Source organism: Variovorax sp. E3 (assembly GCF_016082275.1).
Classification (GTDB): Bacteria; Pseudomonadota; Gammaproteobacteria; order Burkholderiales; family Burkholderiaceae_C; genus Variovorax.
Genome location: NZ_MOWM01000049.1, coordinates 1 through 16,711, shown reverse-complemented (window position 1 = coordinate 16,711; position 16,711 = coordinate 1). Strand labels below are relative to the sequence as shown.

15 protein-coding genes and 3 pseudogenes are annotated in these 16,711 nt (G+C 69.1%); 13 read left to right on the top strand and 5 right to left on the bottom strand.

Annotated elements, in window-relative coordinates:
- Positions 1 to 11 precede the first annotated feature (11 nt).
- Positions 12 to 1,337, top strand: a complete 1,326-nt coding sequence (locus BMG07_RS18360; protein ID WP_198085765.1) for an Nramp family divalent metal transporter — start codon at positions 12 to 14, stop codon at positions 1,335 to 1,337.
- Here BMG07_RS18360 and BMG07_RS18355 read toward each other — a convergent pair.
- Entirely contained in the window at positions 1,324 to 2,265 is a 942-nt protein-coding gene (locus BMG07_RS18355; RefSeq protein WP_198085764.1) for a LysR family transcriptional regulator, read from the bottom strand. The genes BMG07_RS18360 and BMG07_RS18355 overlap by 14 nt on opposite strands.
- Before the next feature lie 109 nt (positions 2,266 to 2,374).
- On the opposite strand from BMG07_RS18355, the gene BMG07_RS18350 reads away from it, so the two are divergent.
- The 3 genes from BMG07_RS18350 to BMG07_RS18340 all read left to right on the top strand — a co-directional run bounded on the left by BMG07_RS18350 (position 2,375) and on the right by BMG07_RS18340 (position 4,932).
- Positions 2,375 to 3,466: a tartrate dehydrogenase gene (locus BMG07_RS18350; RefSeq protein WP_198085763.1), complete on the top strand. Its 1,092-nt coding sequence runs from the start codon at positions 2,375 to 2,377 to the stop codon at positions 3,464 to 3,466.
- A gap of 99 nt (positions 3,467 to 3,565) precedes the next feature.
- Entirely contained in the window at positions 3,566 to 4,588 is a 1,023-nt protein-coding gene (locus BMG07_RS18345; RefSeq protein ID WP_198085762.1) for a tripartite tricarboxylate transporter substrate binding protein, read from the top strand.
- A gap of 53 nt (positions 4,589 to 4,641) precedes the next feature.
- Positions 4,642 to 4,932, top strand: a complete 291-nt coding sequence (locus tag BMG07_RS18340) for a YciI family protein (RefSeq protein ID WP_198085761.1) — start codon at positions 4,642 to 4,644, stop codon at positions 4,930 to 4,932.
- A gap of 18 nt (positions 4,933 to 4,950) precedes the next feature.
- Here the strand turns inward: BMG07_RS18340 and BMG07_RS18335 are convergent, their stop codons facing one another.
- Both BMG07_RS18335 and BMG07_RS18330 read right to left on the bottom strand, forming a co-directional pair.
- The gene (locus BMG07_RS18335) at positions 4,951 to 6,027 is read right to left on the bottom strand and encodes a pirin family protein (RefSeq protein WP_269759131.1); all 1,077 of its coding nucleotides are present in this window, start codon (positions 6,025 to 6,027) and stop codon (positions 4,951 to 4,953) included.
- A gap of 160 nt (positions 6,028 to 6,187) precedes the next feature.
- Entirely contained in the window at positions 6,188 to 6,604 is a 417-nt protein-coding gene (locus BMG07_RS18330) for a VOC family protein (RefSeq protein WP_198085759.1), read from the bottom strand.
- A 158-nt stretch (positions 6,605 to 6,762) separates the two neighbouring features.
- Between BMG07_RS18330 and BMG07_RS18325 the strand changes: the two genes are divergently transcribed.
- A complete protein-coding gene (locus tag BMG07_RS18325) occupies positions 6,763 to 9,057 on the top strand; it encodes a CYTH and CHAD domain-containing protein (protein ID WP_307867002.1) in 2,295 nt (764 codons plus the stop codon).
- A 9-nt stretch (positions 9,058 to 9,066) separates the two neighbouring features.
- Here BMG07_RS18325 and BMG07_RS18315 read toward each other — a convergent pair whose 3' ends face one another.
- Entirely contained in the window at positions 9,067 to 9,543 is a 477-nt protein-coding gene (locus BMG07_RS18315; RefSeq protein ID WP_198085757.1) for a peptidylprolyl isomerase, read from the bottom strand.
- A 39-nt stretch (positions 9,544 to 9,582) separates the two neighbouring features.
- Positions 9,583 to 10,509 (bottom strand): LysR family transcriptional regulator, encoded by a 927-nt coding sequence (locus tag BMG07_RS18310; RefSeq protein WP_198085756.1) that lies wholly within the window; start codon positions 10,507 to 10,509, stop codon positions 9,583 to 9,585.
- A 118-nt stretch (positions 10,510 to 10,627) separates the two neighbouring features.
- Between BMG07_RS18310 and BMG07_RS18305 the strand changes: the two genes are divergently transcribed.
- From BMG07_RS18305 to BMG07_RS18275, 8 genes and pseudogenes are all read left to right on the top strand, one after another.
- Positions 10,628 to 11,212: an NADPH-dependent FMN reductase gene (locus BMG07_RS18305; RefSeq protein ID WP_198085755.1), complete on the top strand. Its 585-nt coding sequence runs from the start codon at positions 10,628 to 10,630 to the stop codon at positions 11,210 to 11,212.
- Positions 11,209 to 12,071 (top strand): annotated as a pseudogene (locus BMG07_RS18300) (pirin family protein). Before BMG07_RS18305 ends, BMG07_RS18300 begins: the two are co-directional and overlap by 4 nt.
- A gap of 74 nt (positions 12,072 to 12,145) precedes the next feature.
- On the top strand, positions 12,146 to 13,348 hold the full coding sequence (locus BMG07_RS18295) for a M20 aminoacylase family protein (RefSeq protein WP_198085754.1): 1,203 nt from the start codon (positions 12,146 to 12,148) through the stop codon (positions 13,346 to 13,348).
- Between the two features lie 98 nt (positions 13,349 to 13,446).
- Positions 13,447 to 14,373: a tripartite tricarboxylate transporter substrate-binding protein gene (locus BMG07_RS18290; protein ID WP_198085753.1), complete on the top strand. Its 927-nt coding sequence runs from the start codon at positions 13,447 to 13,449 to the stop codon at positions 14,371 to 14,373.
- Positions 14,374 to 14,495: 122 nt separating this feature from the next.
- Positions 14,496 to 14,885, top strand: coding sequence for a helix-turn-helix domain-containing protein (locus tag BMG07_RS18285; RefSeq protein WP_198085752.1), 390 nt, complete (start codon positions 14,496 to 14,498; stop codon positions 14,883 to 14,885).
- 91 nt (positions 14,886 to 14,976) lie between these two features.
- Positions 14,977 to 15,204 (top strand): annotated as a pseudogene (locus tag BMG07_RS44940) (HipA N-terminal domain-containing protein); the annotation flags it as partial.
- A 172-nt stretch (positions 15,205 to 15,376) separates the two neighbouring features.
- Positions 15,377 to 16,276, top strand: a complete 900-nt coding sequence (locus tag BMG07_RS18280) for a HipA domain-containing protein (RefSeq protein ID WP_374221295.1) — start codon at positions 15,377 to 15,379, stop codon at positions 16,274 to 16,276.
- A gap of 91 nt (positions 16,277 to 16,367) precedes the next feature.
- A pseudogene (locus tag BMG07_RS18275) lies at positions 16,368 to 16,711 on the top strand (hypothetical protein); the annotation flags it as partial.

Below are 16,711 nucleotides of genomic sequence, written 5' to 3'. Positions count from 1 at the left end.
TCATCGCCCGCATGTTCTTCCCCCTGCCCCGCACGGCCACCGCGCCCTTCTGCCCGTCTGAAGTCAAGGGCAGCGTCGCCGTCCCGCAGGAGCTGCCCTTCTTCAAGAAGCTGATGCGCTACGCGGGCCCCGGCCTGCTGGTGTCGGTCGGCTACATGGACCCGGGCAACTGGGCCACCGACATCGAGGCCGGCTCGCGCTTCGGCTACGGGCTGCTGTTCGTGGTGCTGCTCGCCAGCCTGGCGGCGATGCTGCTGCAGACGCTGTGCGTGCGCCTGGGCATCGTCGCGCGCAAGGACCTGGCGCGCGCCTGCCGCGAGCACTATTCGCCGCGCGTCAACCGCCTGCTGTGGCTCGGCGCCGAGCTGGCCATCGTGGCCTGCGACCTTGCGGAGGTGCTGGGCAGCGCGCTGGCGCTGCACCTGCTGTTCGGCGTGTCGATCCCGGTCGGCATCGCCATCACGGCCTTCGACACGCTGCTGGTGCTCGGCCTGCAGGGCGCGGGTTTCCGGCGCGTGGAGGCCATCGTGCTGGGGCTCGTGGGCACCATCGCGGGCTGCTTCGTGGTCGAGCTCATGATGGCGCCGCCCAACTGGTTCGGCGTGGCGATGGGCTTCGCGCCGAGCCTGGAGCGGCTGCACCAGCCGGGCGCGCTGTACCTGGCCATCGGCATCGTCGGGGCCACGGTGATGCCGCACAACCTGTACCTGCACTCCTCCATCGTGCAGACCCGGCTCGTGGCCGACACCGAGCCCGCGCGGCGCGAGGCGGTGCGCTTCTGCACGCTCGACGCGGTGGTGTCGCTGTCGCTCGCGCTGCTGGTCAACGCGGCCATCATGGTGCTGGCGGCCAGCGCCTTTCACGCCACCGGCCACCGCGAGGTGACGGAGATCGACGACGCCTACCGCCTGCTCGAGCCTATCGTCGGCAGCGCCTTCGCGGCCACGCTGTTCGGCATTGCGCTGCTGGCCTCGGGGCAGAGCTCGACCTTCACCGGCACCATCGCGGGCCAGATCATCATGGAAGGCTTTCTCGACCTGAAGATCCCGTGCTGGCAGCGCCGCCTGATCACGCGCGCACTGGCGCTGGGCCCGGCCTGGCTCGGCGTCTGGTGGTTCGGCGACGGCGGCGTGGGCAAGATGCTGGTGCTCAGCCAGGTGGTGCTGAGCTTCCAGCTGCCGTTCGCGATGTGGCCGCTGATCCGCTTCACCAGCAGCCGCGCCCTGATGGGCGGCTTTGCCAACGGGCCGGTGCTCAAGTCGCTTGCGTGGGGCCTGTTCGGCGTGATCAGTGCGGCCAACGTGTGGCTGGTGGTGTCGGTGTTCAGCGGCGGGTGAGCGAAGGCTCGGCGCCGTCCTTGTCGCCGAGCGCCGCCGCGATGAAGTCGACAAAGGCCCGCACGCGCGCCGACAGTTGGTGGCGCTGCGGGTACACGGTGTAGATGTCGGCATCGGGCGTGCGGTAGTTGGCCAGCACCTGCACCAGCCGGCCGCTGCGCAAGTAGCGCGCAATGTCCCATTCGGCGCGCATCAGGATGCCGTGCCCGTCGAGCGCCCAGTTGACCGCGATCTCCCCGTCGTTGGTGCTGAGCGCGCCGCGCGTCTTCACGGCCTCGGTGCGCTGCGCCGTGCCCCGGCCCGTGCTGAGCCGCCACATGCCGTAGGCCTCGTCGCCCTGGCGGATGCCGATGCAGCGGTGGCGCGTGAGGTCGTTCGGCACTTTCGGCAGACCGGCGCGCGCCAGGTAGGCCGGCGATGCGCACAGCAGCCGCCGGTTCGACGCAATGCGCCGCGCGATCACGCGGGCCTCGGGCGGCGCGCCGAAGCGGATGCAGACGTCGAAGGCATCGTCGGTCAGCGGCGGCGGGTTGACCGACAGCTGCAACTGCACCTCGACCTGCGGATGCTTGCGAACGAACTTCGAGATCAGCGGCGCCACGTGGCTTCGCCCGAAGCCCAGCGTGGCGTTCACGCGCAGCAGGCCCTGCGCCTCGCCCCTGGCGCCGCCCAAGAGCTGCGCCATGTCGTCGATGTCGCCGAGGATGCGGCGCGCGTGCGCCACGTAGAGCTCGCCCTCGGGCGTGAGGCTCATGCGCCGCGTGGTGCGGTTCACCAGCGGCACGCCCAGGCGCGCTTCCATCTGCGCAAGGCGCTTGCTCACGGCCGGCGTGCTGATGCCGAGTTCGCGCGCCGCGGCGCTCAGGCTGCCGCAGGCCGCGAGCGCGGAAAAAAAGCCGAGGTCGGCGGGTTGGACAGGGGAAGCCATGGCCACCTCACTGTTGAATTGAAGTTAACGATGGATTCACTTCGGGCGTGAATCGTTCGGGTCACCCGATCCTACAGTGGGCTCATTCAATGAGCACACAAGGACATCGATGACCAGCTACAGCATTGCCACCATTCCCGGCGACGGCATCGGCAAGGAAGTGATCCCGGCGGGACGCCGCGTGATGGAGGCGCTGGCCGAGGCCTCCGGCGGCGCCCTGCAATTCAGCTTCGAGGACTTCGGCTGGGGCGGCGACTGGTACCGCGCGCACGGCGAGATGATGCCGGCCGACGGCCTCGACGCGCTGCGCAGGAAAGACGCCATCTTGTTCGGCTCCGCGGGCGACCCGCACATTCCCGACCACGTCACGCTGTGGGGCCTGCGCCTGAAGATCTGCCAGGGCTTCGACCAGTACGCCAACGTGCGGCCCACGCGCATCCTGCCGGGCATCGACGGCCCGCTCAAGCGCTGTGCGCCGGGCCAGCTGGACTGGGTGATCGTGCGCGAGAACTCCGAGGGCGAATACGCCGGCGTCGGCGGACGCGTGCACCAGGGCCACCCCATCGAGGCCGCGACCGACGTGAGCATGATGACCCGCGCGGGTGTCGAACGCATCATGCGTTTCGCCTTCAACCTGGCGCGCTCGCGGCCGCGCAAGCTGCTCACCGTGGTGACCAAGAGCAACGCGCAGCGCCATGCGATGGTGATGTGGGACGAGATCGCGCTGCAGATATCGAAGGAGTTCCCCGACGTGACGTGGGACAAGGAGCTGGTCGACGCCTGCACCGCGCGCATGGTCAACCGCCCCGCCACGCTCGACACCATCGTCGCGACCAACCTGCACGCCGACATCCTGAGCGACCTCGCGGCCGCGCTGGCCGGCAGCCTGGGCATCGCGCCCACCGGCAACATCGACCCGGAACGCCGCTACCCCTCGATGTTCGAGCCCATCCACGGCTCGGCCTTCGACATCATGGGCAAGGGGCTGGCCAACCCGGTCGGCACCTTCTGGTCGGTGGTGATGCTGCTGGAGCACCTGGGCGAAGCCGATGCGGCGCGCCGCGTGATGCAGGCGGTGGAGCACGTCACGGCCAACCCGTCGCTGCACACGCGCGACCTGGGCGGCAGCGCGACCACGGAGCAGGTGACACAGGCGGTGTGCGCACACATCGCGGGCGAGCCGATGCGGCTCGCGGCGTGATGGAGTGACCGGGTGAAGGCCCGGGCCCTCCAGAGCGACACGACGGTATCCGCGCGCCTCGATGCGCGCATTACGACACAACGAGCCGGAGACAAAACCATGAACGCTTCTTTCAACGCGCGCCTCGGCAGGCGCACCGTGCTTCAGACGGCGGCCCTTGCGCTGGGCCTCGGCGCCACCGCGCTGGCCTTCGCGCAGCAACAGCCGCAGCAGGCACCGCCCGGCTGGCCGACGCGCCCCATCAGCCTCGTCGTGCCCTTCCCGGCCGGCGGCACCACCGACGTGCTGGCGCGCGCGCTGGCCGACAAGCTCTCCCAATCGCTCGGCCAGCCCGTGGTGGTCGAGAGCAAGCCCGGCGCCGGCGCCACGCTCGGCGCCGACTACGTGGCCAAGGCCAAGCCCGACGGCTACACGCTGCTGATGGGCGCGGTGCACCACACCATCGCGACCAGCGTCTACAAGAAGCTGCCCTACGATTTCCAGAAAGACCTGGCGCCCATCACCGTGGTGGCCATGGTGCCGAACGTGCTGGTCATCAACGCGGCCAACACGCCCGCGAAGAACGTGGCCGAGCTGGTCGCGCTGGCCAAGGCCGCGCCCGACAAGCTGGCCTACGGCTCCAACGGCAACGGCACCGCGCAGCACCTGATCGGCACGCAGTTCCAGGCCAGCACCGGCACCACGCTGCTGCACGTGCCCTACAAGGGCAGCGGCCCGCTCACCACCGACCTGCTGGGCGGCCAGGTGGCGATGTCCTTCGACACCATCACGCCGGTGCTGCAGCACATCAAGAGCGGCAAGCTGCGCGCGCTGGCCGTGACCACGGCGCGCCGCTCGTCGGTGCTGCCCGACGTGCCGACGCTGGAAGAGGCGGGGCTCAAGGGCTTCGACATCGGCACGTGGTTCGGCGTGCTGGCGCCAGCGGCCACGCCGAAAGAGATCGTCGCGCGCCTGAACACCGAGATGGTCAAGATCATCCGCTCGCCCGACTTCGCGCAGCGCATGCAGGCCATCGGCGCCGAGCCGCTGGGCGGCACGCAGGAAGAGATGGCGCGCCAGATCCGCGAGGAGACGGCCAAGTTCGCGAAGCTGGTGAAGGAAGGCGGCGTGGCCATCGACTGATGCCGCCGGGGCCCATAGGATCGGGGCTTTCGCATTCACCGGCGCCCTCTTCCATGTTCATCGTCACCCTGACCTACATCCGCCCGCTCGAAGAACTCGACGCGCTGATGGACGCGCATGTCACCTGGCTCAAGAAGCACTACGAAAGTGGTCTGTTCGTGGCCTCGGGCCGGCAGGTGCCGCGCAAGGGCGGCGTGATCCTGGCGCGTTCGGGCGACCGCGAGGCGTTGGAGGCGGTGCTGGCGCGCGATCCGTTCGTGCAGAACGGCGTCGCGCGCACCGAGGTGATCGAGTTCGTGCCCAGCATGACCGCGCCGGGCGCCGAAGCGCTCAAGTCACTCTGAGCAAGCAGGCGCCGGGGCTCAGGCCTGCGGCACCTCTTCGCGCCCGCCCGGGTGCTTGGCGAAGCGCGCGGCCTCGCGGCCGTGCACCGGCGCCGAATCGTCCCACGGCCAGCCGCCGAACTGGGTGCGGCGGTAGTCGGCCATGGTCTGGCTGATCTCGGCCTGCGTGTTCATCACGAAGGGGCCGTACTGCACCACCGGCTCGGCAATCGGGCGGCCCTGCAGCACCAGGAACTCGCTCTCTTCGGCGCCGTTGGCAATTTCCACGGCCGCGTCGCCGCGCAGCTCGATGGCCGCCGGGCCCTCCACGAGGCGGCCCGCGACGAACGCCGACGCACCCTTGAAGAAGTACAGCATGCGGCGCGTGCCCTCGCCCGTGGCGGCCGGCAGCGTCCATTGCGCGCCGGGCGTCATCTTGAGCGTCCAGATCGCCACGTCGGCATCGGCCTGCGCGGCCCATGAGTCGGGTGGCGGCGCGAGCGGCTGGATCGGGTCTTGCCCGTTGGCGGCGTCGCCCAGCCGGCCCGCGATGACAGCGACGTCGGTGCGGCCGCCCTTGGCGTCGTCGGACGCGAAACGCGGAATGGCGTCGGACCAGAACATCGTGAAATGCGGCTCGGCCATCTTGTTGCGCGCCGGCAGGTTCAGCCAGATCTGGAACAGCTCCAGCGGGTTCGGCGCGCCGGCGTCCAGGAGCGGGAACATCTCGGAATGCACGATGCCCTTGCCCGCCGTGAGCCACTGCACGTCGCCGCCGCCGAAGCGCGCGGTGGCGCCCAGCGAGTCGGAGTGGTCGACCAGGCCCTTGCGCACGATGGTCACGGTCTCGAAGCCGCGGTGCGGGTGCGACGGAAAGCCCGGCACCTTGTCGCCGTGGTACATGCTCCAGCCGTCCTTGCGGCTGAAGTCCTGGCCGATGTCGCGCCCGGCCAGCGAGGCTTCGGGGCCCAGGCCGGCATTGCCCTTCGGGTAGGCGTCGTCGTGGTAGACGCAGAACAGGAACGGGTCGATCGTCTGCCACGGAAAACCGAGCGGGGCGATCCGCACGATGGGGCTGTTGCGCTCGTTGTTGTTGTTGCTGTTGTCGTCGGACATGCTGATATTCCTTTCCATGTGGGGCTCGGCCGATGATGCCGTGCCAGTGGAGGGAATATCGGGGCGCGGCCGTCGTCCGGTAGAGGCCTTCCGTGCAACAGTGAAGAGCGCGTATGGAACGATCGGCATCGCTCGGCCCGTGGTGCGTCGGCGGCAGTGCTTACTGCTTCGGGATCTCGGCGTTCGGGTCCATGTACATCACTTCCCACAGGTGGCCGTCGAGGTCCTGGAAGCCGTGGCCGTACATGAAGCCGTAGTCCTGCGGCTCGCGCGGGGTGGTGCCGCCGGCCGCCTTGGCCTTGGCCACCAGCTCGTCGACCTCGGCGCGGCTCTCGCACGACAGGCACAGCAGCACTTCGGTGTTCTTCGAGGTGTCGGTGATGCTCTTGGTGGTGAAGGTCTTGAAGAAGTCCTCGACCAGCAGCATCGCGTAGATGCTGTCTTCGTGGATCACCATGCACGCGGCGTTGGCGTCGGTGAATTTCGGGTTGAAGGTGTAGCCCAGCGCGGCGAAGAACGCCTTGGCCTTGTCGAGGTTCTTGACGGGGAGGTTCACGAAGATCTGCTTGTTGGCCATGGTGTCGTCCTGTGTCTGTGAGAAATGGAGTGGTGTACGGCGACGTCTTGTGTACGCCGTCCACAAAAGATATCAAAGAAACTGGACGGCGTCCACATGATTTTCGAGGCAGGGGATTTGGATGCCCCCGAAAGGCGGGGAAGGCATCATCGGCGCCTATGGAAATCGAGTTCAAGTTCTGCATTCCCGCCGACCGCCTGAAGGCCGTCGAAGCCGCCCTGAAGCGCGGCGCCGTCGTGCGCACGCGCCTGCAAGCCCGCTATTTCGACACCGGCGACCTGCGGCTCGCCGCTGACGGCATGGTGCTGCGGCTGCGCAAGGAGGGCCGGCGCTGGGTCCAGACCGTGAAGGCCACGGGCGACAACGCGCTGCACCGGTTGGAGCACAACGTCGACCTGGGCACGGCCGCCGCGGTGCCGGCCATCGACCCGCAACGCCACCAGGGCACGCCCGTGGGCGACCGGCTCGCGAAGCTGCTGGTGGACGGCGACGGCGCCGTGCCGCTGGTCGAGCGGCAATCGACCGACATCGTGCGGCTCACGCGCGACGTGCGCGTCACGGGGCTCGGCGGCGCGGTGGTCGAGATGGCGCTCGATGTCGGCAAGGTCGTCGCGCACGCGGGCACGCCCGAGCGGCGCGAATCGCCGGTGTGCGAGCTGGAGCTGGAACTCAAGCACGGTGACGTGCAAGGGCTGGTGACGCTCGCGCGCCGCTGGTCGCAGCAGCACGGGTTGTGGTTCAGCACCGTGTCGAAGGCCGAACGCGGCGCGCGGCTGCTGGCCGCGCAAGACATGGTGGAGGCCGTGAAGGCCGAGCCGCCGCGCTTCGGCTCGGCGCATCCGGACGGGCGCGCCATCCAGCAGGCGGTGGTGGCCTCGTGCCTGGCGCAGATGCTGCCGAATGCCAGCGAGATCGCGGCGGGCAGTTCGCACGAAGAACAGGTGCATCAGCTGCGCATCGGCATCCGGCGGCTGCGCACGGCGCTGCGTGAACTGGCGGGGCTCGACGAGGCGCCGGGCCTGTTCGACGCGGCCGAATGGGAGCCGCCGCTGGTCGCCGCTTTCCGCGCGTTGGGCGAACTGCGTGACCGCGAGCAGGTGGTGAAGCTGGCGCAGCCGCAACTGCGTGAGGCGGGCGCGCCGGAATTCGATCCGCTGGCGGGCGATGAGGCGGGCAACGCGCCGTCTCCCGGCGACGTCGTGCGCGCTGCCGAGTTTCAGAACGTGCTGGTTTCGTTGATCGGCTTCACCGCGGCCGGGCCTGCAAAGGCCGCGCCTCCCGGCGATGGCGAAGAGGCGCCGTCAGCACCGGCGCCCCTGGACGCCGATGCGGCCCGCCGGCTGCTGCGCGAGCGCCTGCAGCACCTGCACAAGCAAACGGTGCGCGACGGCCAGCGCTTCGAATCGCTCGACACCGAAAGCCAGCACCGCGTGCGCAAGCGCCTCAAGCGCCTGCGCTACCTCGCCGAATTCGTGGCGCCGCTGTTCGACGCCGCAGACAAAAACGCCGCCGAGCGCTACCTGAAAGCGCTGCGGCCGGCGCAGGACGCATTGGGCACATTCAACGACGAGGCCGTGGCGCTTGCGCTGTACCGCGAAGCAACGACGCGCGATGCGCGTGCATGGTTCGCCGTCGCTGGTTCACCGCGCGCCATGCGGCGGGGGCGAAGGCCTGCGCCAAGGCCCTGGCAAAGATCGACGGGGCCTCCAGGTTCTGGAAGAAGAAGTGAGATGGTCGCAAGCGTGCCGATGACAACCCCTGCCCCTTTGCCCGAACCCCAGGACGAAACGCTGCAACTCCGATTCAGGCTCGCGCCCGAAGACGCGGAGCAACTGGCCGACGCGGCCCTGGACCGCCGCCTCGAAGAACACGATCGGCAGTCGGAGCGCCTTCATGCGGCCGTGCAGCGGCTGGTGCCGCGCGCGCTCTCGGTCTTCTTGATGGCCGCGCCCGTGCTCGCCATCGCGCTTCTGTACGCGTTCGAGCCTCGGCCGGTTCGCGCCGAGTTCTGGCTGGGTTCGGCAATAGCGACCGTGCTGGCGTGGCTGGCGCTGTGGATTTTTCGCGCGCGTCTGGTCGGGTACATCGCCGCCCTGGGCGCGCGCCGCAGGGAACGGGTCCAGCCCGTCATGCGGGACCGCGTGGCCCGCGCGCTGCACCGGTCGGTCACGCGCTCCGCGACCCGGTCCGTCGGCATTCACGAGGTGACGATCAGCGCGCAGGGGCTGAGCCTGGCGGCGCCCCAGAGCAGCAAGGCCGCCGTCGTGCCGTGGCAAAAACTCACGCGCATCGAGGAAGGCGAGCGCTTCTACCGGCTCTACACAGCGGCCACCGAGCGCTTCGGCCTCAGCTACCTGGTGGCCAAGAACAGCAGCGAAATGGACGCCGCTGCCTACGAGGCCGGCCTGCAGTGCCTGCTGGCGCGAAGCCCCGTCAAACCCGGCAGCCGCTAGGCGAATTTCTCAGTGATGGTGCCCGTGGGCGCCATGCACATGGCGGTGCTCGATTTCCACCGGCAGCGCCGCGCGCACGTCCGTCACCTGCAGGCTGAAGCGCAGCGCCTTGCCGGCCCAGGGATGGTTGCCGTCGAGCAGCACGACCGGGCCCTTGATCTTCGTCACCGTGAACACATGCTCGCGGCCGTCGTCCAGGCGCCCCTGCAACTGCCCGCCCACCTTCACGCCCGGCGGGAAATCGGTCTTGGGAATGCTGCGCACCAGCGTTTCGTCGCGCTGGCCGAAGGCGTCTTCAGGCGCGAGGTTCAGCACGGTCTGGTAGCCCTTTTCCTTGCCATCGAGCGCTTCCTCGATCTTGGGCAGCGTGTTCTCGTACCCGCCATGCAGGTAGGCCATCGGCTCGGGGCTCGCCTCGATGAGCTTGCCCTGGGCGTCGGAGACCTTGTACTTGATGGTGACGACGGTGTCTTTTTCGATTTTCATGGGGAGGCATTTTCAGTGGAAACGAATGGGCCCTGGTGACTAGGCTTTCCCGGGAGGCGGCGGCTCTTTCAGCAGGTTCATCTGGCCCAGCTTGCTCATCACCAGTTCGATGAACGCCGACACCGCCAGCGGCAGGTGCTTGCGGCTCGGGTAGACCACGTTGAGCCCGCGCCCGGTGTACCGGTACTGGGGCAGCACCCGCACCAGCCGCCCTTCCTGCTCGTCGCGCGCGGCCATCGTCGGCGGCAGTTGCGCGATGCCCAGCCCCGCCAGCACCGCCTTGCGCAGCGCCTGCGCGGTGTTGCCGGTGAAGCGGCCCGTCACCTGCACTTCTTCCTCCGTGTCGTCGGGGCCCACGAGGCGCCACAAGGTTTGGCCCGCCGGGTTCGACGGGGTCACGCAGTCGTGGTTGACCAGGTCCTGCAGGCTCGTGGGGTGGCCGCGCCGCGCGATGTACTCGGGGCTCGCCAGCAGGCCGCCGCTGCTCGTGGCCAGCCTGCGGCCGACATAGCCCGAATCGCGCAGCACGCCGCCGCGAAAGGCCACGTCGATCTGCTCGGCGATGAGGTCGGCGGCCGCGTCGCTGAGCACGAAGTCGAGCTTCACCAGCGGGTGCGCGGCCAGGAAGTCGGCCACCCATTCCATCGGGAAGAAATCGAAGAAGTCGGCCGGCGCCGCCACCCGCACCAGCCCGCTCGGCGCCTGCCCGCCCGCCACCAGCGCCTGCCCGGCCGCCACCAGCCCGTCGACCGCCCCCGCGCACCGGTCATGAAAATCCTGCCCCGCGCCGGTGAGCGTGAGCTTGCGCGTCGAGCGCTGCATCAGCCGCGTGCCCAGTTGCGCCTCGAGCTGCTGGATGCGCCGGCTCACGGTGTTCGGCGGCAGGCCCAGCCGCCGGCCGGCCTCGGCAAAGCTGCCGTAGCGCACCACCTGCACGAACATGGCGATGTCGTTGAGGTCGAGCATAGGGTTGATTCCTTCGATTGATGGACGAGTGCAATCCGACTCTACCGCCTAGTCGATCAATGGGTGTCGTCCTAACCTTGTGTCCATCGACTTCCTCCCCCTCATCCAAGAGCGCCCCATGACCGCACAACAACCCCGCATCGGCATCATCCTCGCCTCCACCCGTGAAGGCCGCTTCGGCGAAAAGCCCGCGCAATGGATCCACGAGATCGCGCAGCAGCGCACCGACCTCGCCTTCGAGCTGGTCGACCTGCGCGACCATCCGCTGCCCTTCTTCAACGAAGCGGGCGCGCCGGCCTGGGGCCCCGTGAAGAACGAGGCCGCGCAGCGCTGGCAGGCCAAGCTGGCCGGCTTCGACGGGCTCGTCGTCGTCACGCCCGAATACAACCACGGCCCGAGCGCGGTGCTGAAGAACGCGATCGACTGGGCCTACAAGGAATTCATCCGCAAGCCGATCGGCTTCGTGGGCTATGGCGGCGTGGGCGCGGCACGCGCAATTGAGCAGCTGCGGCTGATCTCGGTCGAGATGCAGATGGCGCCGGTGCGCCATGCGGTGCACATCGGCATGGTCGAGTTCATGGGCATCTGGCAGCAGGGCAAGACCTTCGCGGACTTTCCGCATCTGGCGCAGGCCGCCACCGCGATGCTCGACGACATGGCCTGGTGGACCCGGGCGCTGAAGACCGCAAGGGAGGCCGCATGACCACCACGGCCGCATCCGTCGACACCCAGGCACGCGCCATCGTCTACCGCACGCGCGGCAGTTCGCACGGCGCGATCACTCGGCTTGTGAGCCCCGGCGACCTGGGCGAATTCCTGAAGCCCTTCGTGTTCCTCGACCTGTTCGGCTTCAACACCGAAGGCGGCCACAAGGGCTTCGGCCTGCATCCGCATTCGGGCATCGCCACGCTGACGTATCTGATCGAGGGCGACACGCTCTACGAAGACACGACCGGCGAACAAGGCACGCTGCATGGCGGCGGTGTCGAGTGGATGCGCGCCGGCAACGGCGTGTGGCACACGGGCGCGCCCGCGCCGGGCGTGAAGCGCGTGCGCGGCTTCCAGCTGTGGGTGGCGCTGCCGCCCTCCGAGGAAAACGCCCCGGCGCAGAGCATGTACTCGCGCCCGCGCAGGTGCCGCGCGAAGGCCCGGCGCGCGTGCTGCTCGGGCGCTACGGCGCGGCGCAAAGCGCCATCGCGGCGCCTGCGTCGATGAACTACCTGGCCGTCGAATTGAAAGACGGCGAGCGCTGGCGCTACACGCCGCCCGCCGGCCATACGGTGGGCTGGGTCGCGGTCAACGCAGGCGGCCTCGGCACGGGCGACACGCGGGGCGGGCCGATCGGTGCGGGCGAGCTCGCGGTGTTCGAGGAGTCGGGCGCGGCCATCGACTTCGTCGCCCACGGCGACACGGCCTTCGTGCTGGGCTCGGCGGTGAAGCATCCGCACGAGCTGGTGATGGGCCACTACTCGGTGCACACGAGCCAAGCCGCGCTCGACCAGGGCGAGGCCGAGATCCGCCGCATCGGCGCAAAGCTGAGGCAAGAGGGGCGACTCGCGTAAGCCTGCATGCGCGTGGCGGGCGGCTGCGCCAGAATCGTTCGCTTCATTCGAACGACTCGCAGCCCCGCCCCGCCATGAACATCGCTGATTCCTTCGCCGACATCTCGCGCTTCGTCGAGATCCGGCGCGACATCCACGCCCACCCCGAACTCGGGTTCGAAGAACACCGCACCTCCGAAAAGGTCGCGAACCTGCTGACCGGCTGGGGCATCGAGGTGCATCGCGGCATTGCCGGCACCGGCTTGGTCGGCGTGCTGCGCAAGGGCACCGGCAGCCGCACCATCGGCCTGCGCGCCGACATGGACGCGCTGCCGCTGCACGAGGCCAACGAGTTCGCCCACAAGTCGACGAACCCCGGCCGCATGCACGCCTGCGGCCACGACGGCCACACCACCATGCTGCTGGCCGCTGCGTGGCACCTGTCGCAACAGGGGCCCGACGACTTCGACGGCACCGTGCATTTCATCTTCCAGCCCGCCGAGGAGATGGGCAAGGCCGGCGCCAGGAAGATGATCGACGAAGGCCTGTTCGAGCGTTTCCCGTGCGACGCGGTCTTCGGGCTGCACAACTTTCCGGTGGGCGACGTGGGCCGCTTCGCGCTCAACGAAGGCGCGCTGATGGCGTCGAGCAACACCTACAAGATCACCGTGCACGGGCGCGGCACGCACGCGTCGATGCCGCACACGGGCATCGACCCGGTGGCCGCGGTGGTCACGCTCGCGCAGCAGCTGCAGACCATCGTGGCGCGCACCATTCCGAGCACCGAGCGCGCGCTGCTCGCCGTGACGCAACTGCAGGGCTCGGACGCACCCAACGTGATTCCCGACGTGGCCACGGTCGGCGGCACCATCCGCACCTTTTCCATCGACGCCATCGACAAGATCGAGGCGCGCCTGCGCGAAGTGGCCGCGGGCGTGGCGGCGGCGCATGGCTGCACGGCCGAGGTGTACTTCAACCGCTCGTCGCCGCCCACCGTCAACCACGCGGCCGAGGCGCGTTTTGCCGCGAACGTGATGCGCGAGGTGGTGGGCGACGACATGGTCACCGACAACTTCCCCGCCGTGATGGGCGCCGAAGACTTCGCGCACATGCTGCTCGCGCGGCCCGGCTGCTATGCCTTCCTGGGCAATGGCGACGGCGACCACCGGCTCGACGGCCACGGGCCCGGCCCTTGCATCATCCACAACACCTCGTTCGACTTCAACGACGAGATCATCCCGATCGGCGCCAGCTACTTCGTGAAGCTGGTGCAGCGCTGGCTGCGGCCGGGCGCCTGAGGTTCTTCCCTGTTGATGACGACGACCAAAAAGAAAGCGGCCACACCGATGCCCCCCACCCTGTTCACCCGACGTTCGCTGGCTGCCGCGGCAGCGCCATGGCCCTCGGCGTTTGCGGCCTCGCCCATGCGCAGCAGCAGCGCGTGCTGCACATCGTCGTGCCCTTCGGCACGGGCGCGGTGCAGGACACGGTGGCGCGCGCCTTCAACAACGAGCTGGGCGCGGCGCTCGGTGCCAGCGCCATCGTCGAGAACCGCGCGGGCGCGGGCGGCACCGTGGGCGCGGCCATCGTGGCGCGCGCGCCGGCCGACGGCAACACGCTGATCCTCGCGGCCGCGAGCCACAACATCGCGGGCTTCCTCTACAACAAGCTCTCGTACGACCCGCTGAAGGACTTCGTGGGCGTGGCCAACGTCGGCAACGCGGGCTACGTGCTGGCGGTGGCGGGCGGCATGAACGTGTCGAACACGGCCGACTTCATCAAGGAGGTCAAGGCCCACCCGGGCAAGTACAACTACGCCTCGGCCGGCAACGGCAGCGCCACGCACCTCGCGATGGCGTCGTTCCTGGCCAAGGCCGGGCTGCAGATGACGCACATCCCGACCAAGTCGACCGGCGAGGCCGTGAACGAAGTGCTCGCGGGCCGCGTGCAGGCGGTGATCTCGTCGAGCATCGGCGTGATCGGCTTCCAGGACGACGCGCGCATCAAGCTGCTGGCCTCCACCGGCCAGGCGCGCAGCCCCTTCCTGCCCAAGCTGCCGACCGTGGCCGAGAGCGGCCTGCCGGGCTACGCCTTCGACTCGTGGATCGGCCTGCTCGCGCCGGCCGGCACGCCCAAGGCGGAGGTCGAGCGCATCAACATTGCCGCCAACAAGGTGCTGGCCGACCCGGCGATCCAGGAGCGCTTCAAGCGCCTGGGCGTGGAGCCGCGCAGCCAGAGCGCGGAAGAGTTCCAGAAGCTGCTGCGTTCGGACTGGGACGCGATGGGCGCGGTGGTGAAGGCGTCGGGCGCGAAGATCGACTGAGGCCGCGGTTCAGAGGCTCGAGCTTGTAGGGGTCGAATACAGGAATAAGCCGATAGATCGTAAAAATACGGCAAAGCCGATATTTTGACAAAACAAGCCAAGGCCGATATTCTGTGCCCAGCATGGACTATCCCCTTCGCTTCGTCGACCAGCTGCGGCTGCACCTCAAGGCCTTGCGCAAGCAACGCGGCCTGACGCAAGCGCAGGCCGGCGCGCTCGTCGGCGTCAGCCAGGCCCGGATCGCCGAAATCGAAGCGAATCCCGGCGCTGTCAGCTTCGAGCAGTTGATGAAGCTGGTGTCGGCGCTGGGGGCGTCCTTTTCCCTGCGGGACGAAGCGGCGCCCAGCCACGCCCTGAGCGCCCAGGAGAAAGAGCCCCCGCCCTACGTCGACGTCAACCTCCCGCCCGGGCCTTGGACCACCACGCGCATGGGCGATCAATCGGTGCTGGTCCGGCTGGACTCGGGGCCTGCGGTGCGCCCGGCGAATCGCTTCGCGCGCTGCAGGCGCTGAACCCCGGCAAGGACGTCAAGCCGACGTCGCGCCGCAGCTTTCTCGTCCGGCCGAAGAAGGAGTCCTGGTGACGCAGGCGCTGAGCGCCTGGATGAACGGCGAGCACGTCGGCACCTGGTCCGTGGACCGCGGTGTCCACGCCTTCCGCTACGACGCCGGGTGGCTGGAATCGCCCCGGCGTCGCTCGCTGTCGCTGTCGATTCCACTCAACAGCACGCTCGAGGTGCGCGGCGAGGTGGTCCGCAACTACTTCGACAACTTGCTGCCCGACAACGACCGGATCCGCGCACGTCTGCGCAACCGCTTCAGGCTCAAGGACGCGAAGACCTTCGACCTGCTCGAGGCCATCGGCCGCGACTGCGTGGGCGCCGTGCAGCTGTTGCCCGAAGGGGCCGCGCCGGAAGGCTGGAACGCCATCCGCTGCGAGCCGCTGGACGAGGCGCAGATCGTCGAGCTGCTGCAGGCCGTGCCGTCGGAAGACACCCCGCAGCATGCGCGACGAAGACCTGTTTCGCATCTCCCTGGCCGGCGCGCAGGAGAAGACGGCGCTCACCTTCTGGAAGGGCGCGTGGTGCCGTCCGCACGGCGCCACGCCGACCACGCACATCGTCAAGCTGCCGCTGGGGCTGATCGGCGGCTCCAGGCGCGTCGACGCCTCCGACTCGGTGCAGAACGAATGGCTGTGCGCGCAGATCGTCGAGGCGCTCGGCCTGCTCGTGGCGCCGACCGCCATGGCCACCTTCGGCGGGCAGACGGTGCTGGTCGTGGAGCGCTTCGACCGCGAATGGATGGACGGCGGCAGCTGGATCGCGCGCCTGCCGCAGGAAGATTTCTGCCAGGCCATGGGCCTGCCGTCGGACAAGAAGTACGAGCAGCACGGCGGCCCCGGCATGCGCAGGTGCCTGCAGCTCCTGCAGGGCAGCCGCAGCGCGGACGACGGTGCGCGGTTCCTGCTCGCGCAACTGGCCTTCTTCCTGCTCGCGGCCACCGACGGCCATGCCAAGAACTTCTCGACCCATCTGCTGCGCGGCGACGCCTACGAGATGACGCCGCTCTACGACATCATTTCGATGTGGCCGTATTTCGGCGACGGTGCGAATCAGTTCCAGCCGCGCCGGGCCGGCCTGGCCATGGCGGTGCGCTCCCGGAATGCGCACCATGTCTTTCACACCATCCAGGCCCGCCATTGGCATGGCCTGGCCATGAAGAACGGCGGCATCGACGTCTGGAACGCGATGCTGGACATGGTCGCGTCGGTGGACGTGGCGCTGGACGAGGTCGAGGCCCTGTTGCCCGCGGACTTTCCCGCGAGGACGTGGGAGGCCATTTCGCGGGGCATGCGAAGCGAGGCCGCGCGGTTCCTGGCGGGGGTGGCGGGCATCGGCGTGTAGGACGCCGGTCAATTGACAACGCGCCGTCCGCGTCCATGCTCTGGGGTGGGTTCCGGCGTACTCCGCGCCGGACAGAAAAGGATCTTTTGTCATGGACTCGACGTCGCCACTCAACCCGCCTCCCGGCTCGCCTGCTGGCGGCAAATCGCCCAAGGCGCTGTGGGCCGTGATCGGCGTGCTGGCCGTGGCCGTGGTGGCGCTCGGCGGCGTGCTGTTGCACAAGCAGGGGCAAGACACGAGCGCAGCCGCGCCACCGCCGGTGGCTGCCGCCATGGCGCCCCAGGCGCCGGACGATTTCAAGCCTGAGCTGATGCCGGCGGCGCCCGCCGTGCCGCAAACGGCCCCCGCTGTCGCACCGCAAGCCATGGCCGCCGCGCCGATGCCCGCGCCTGCCAGGGCGCCTGAACCGATGCCGGCCCAGGCCGTCCAGCCCGG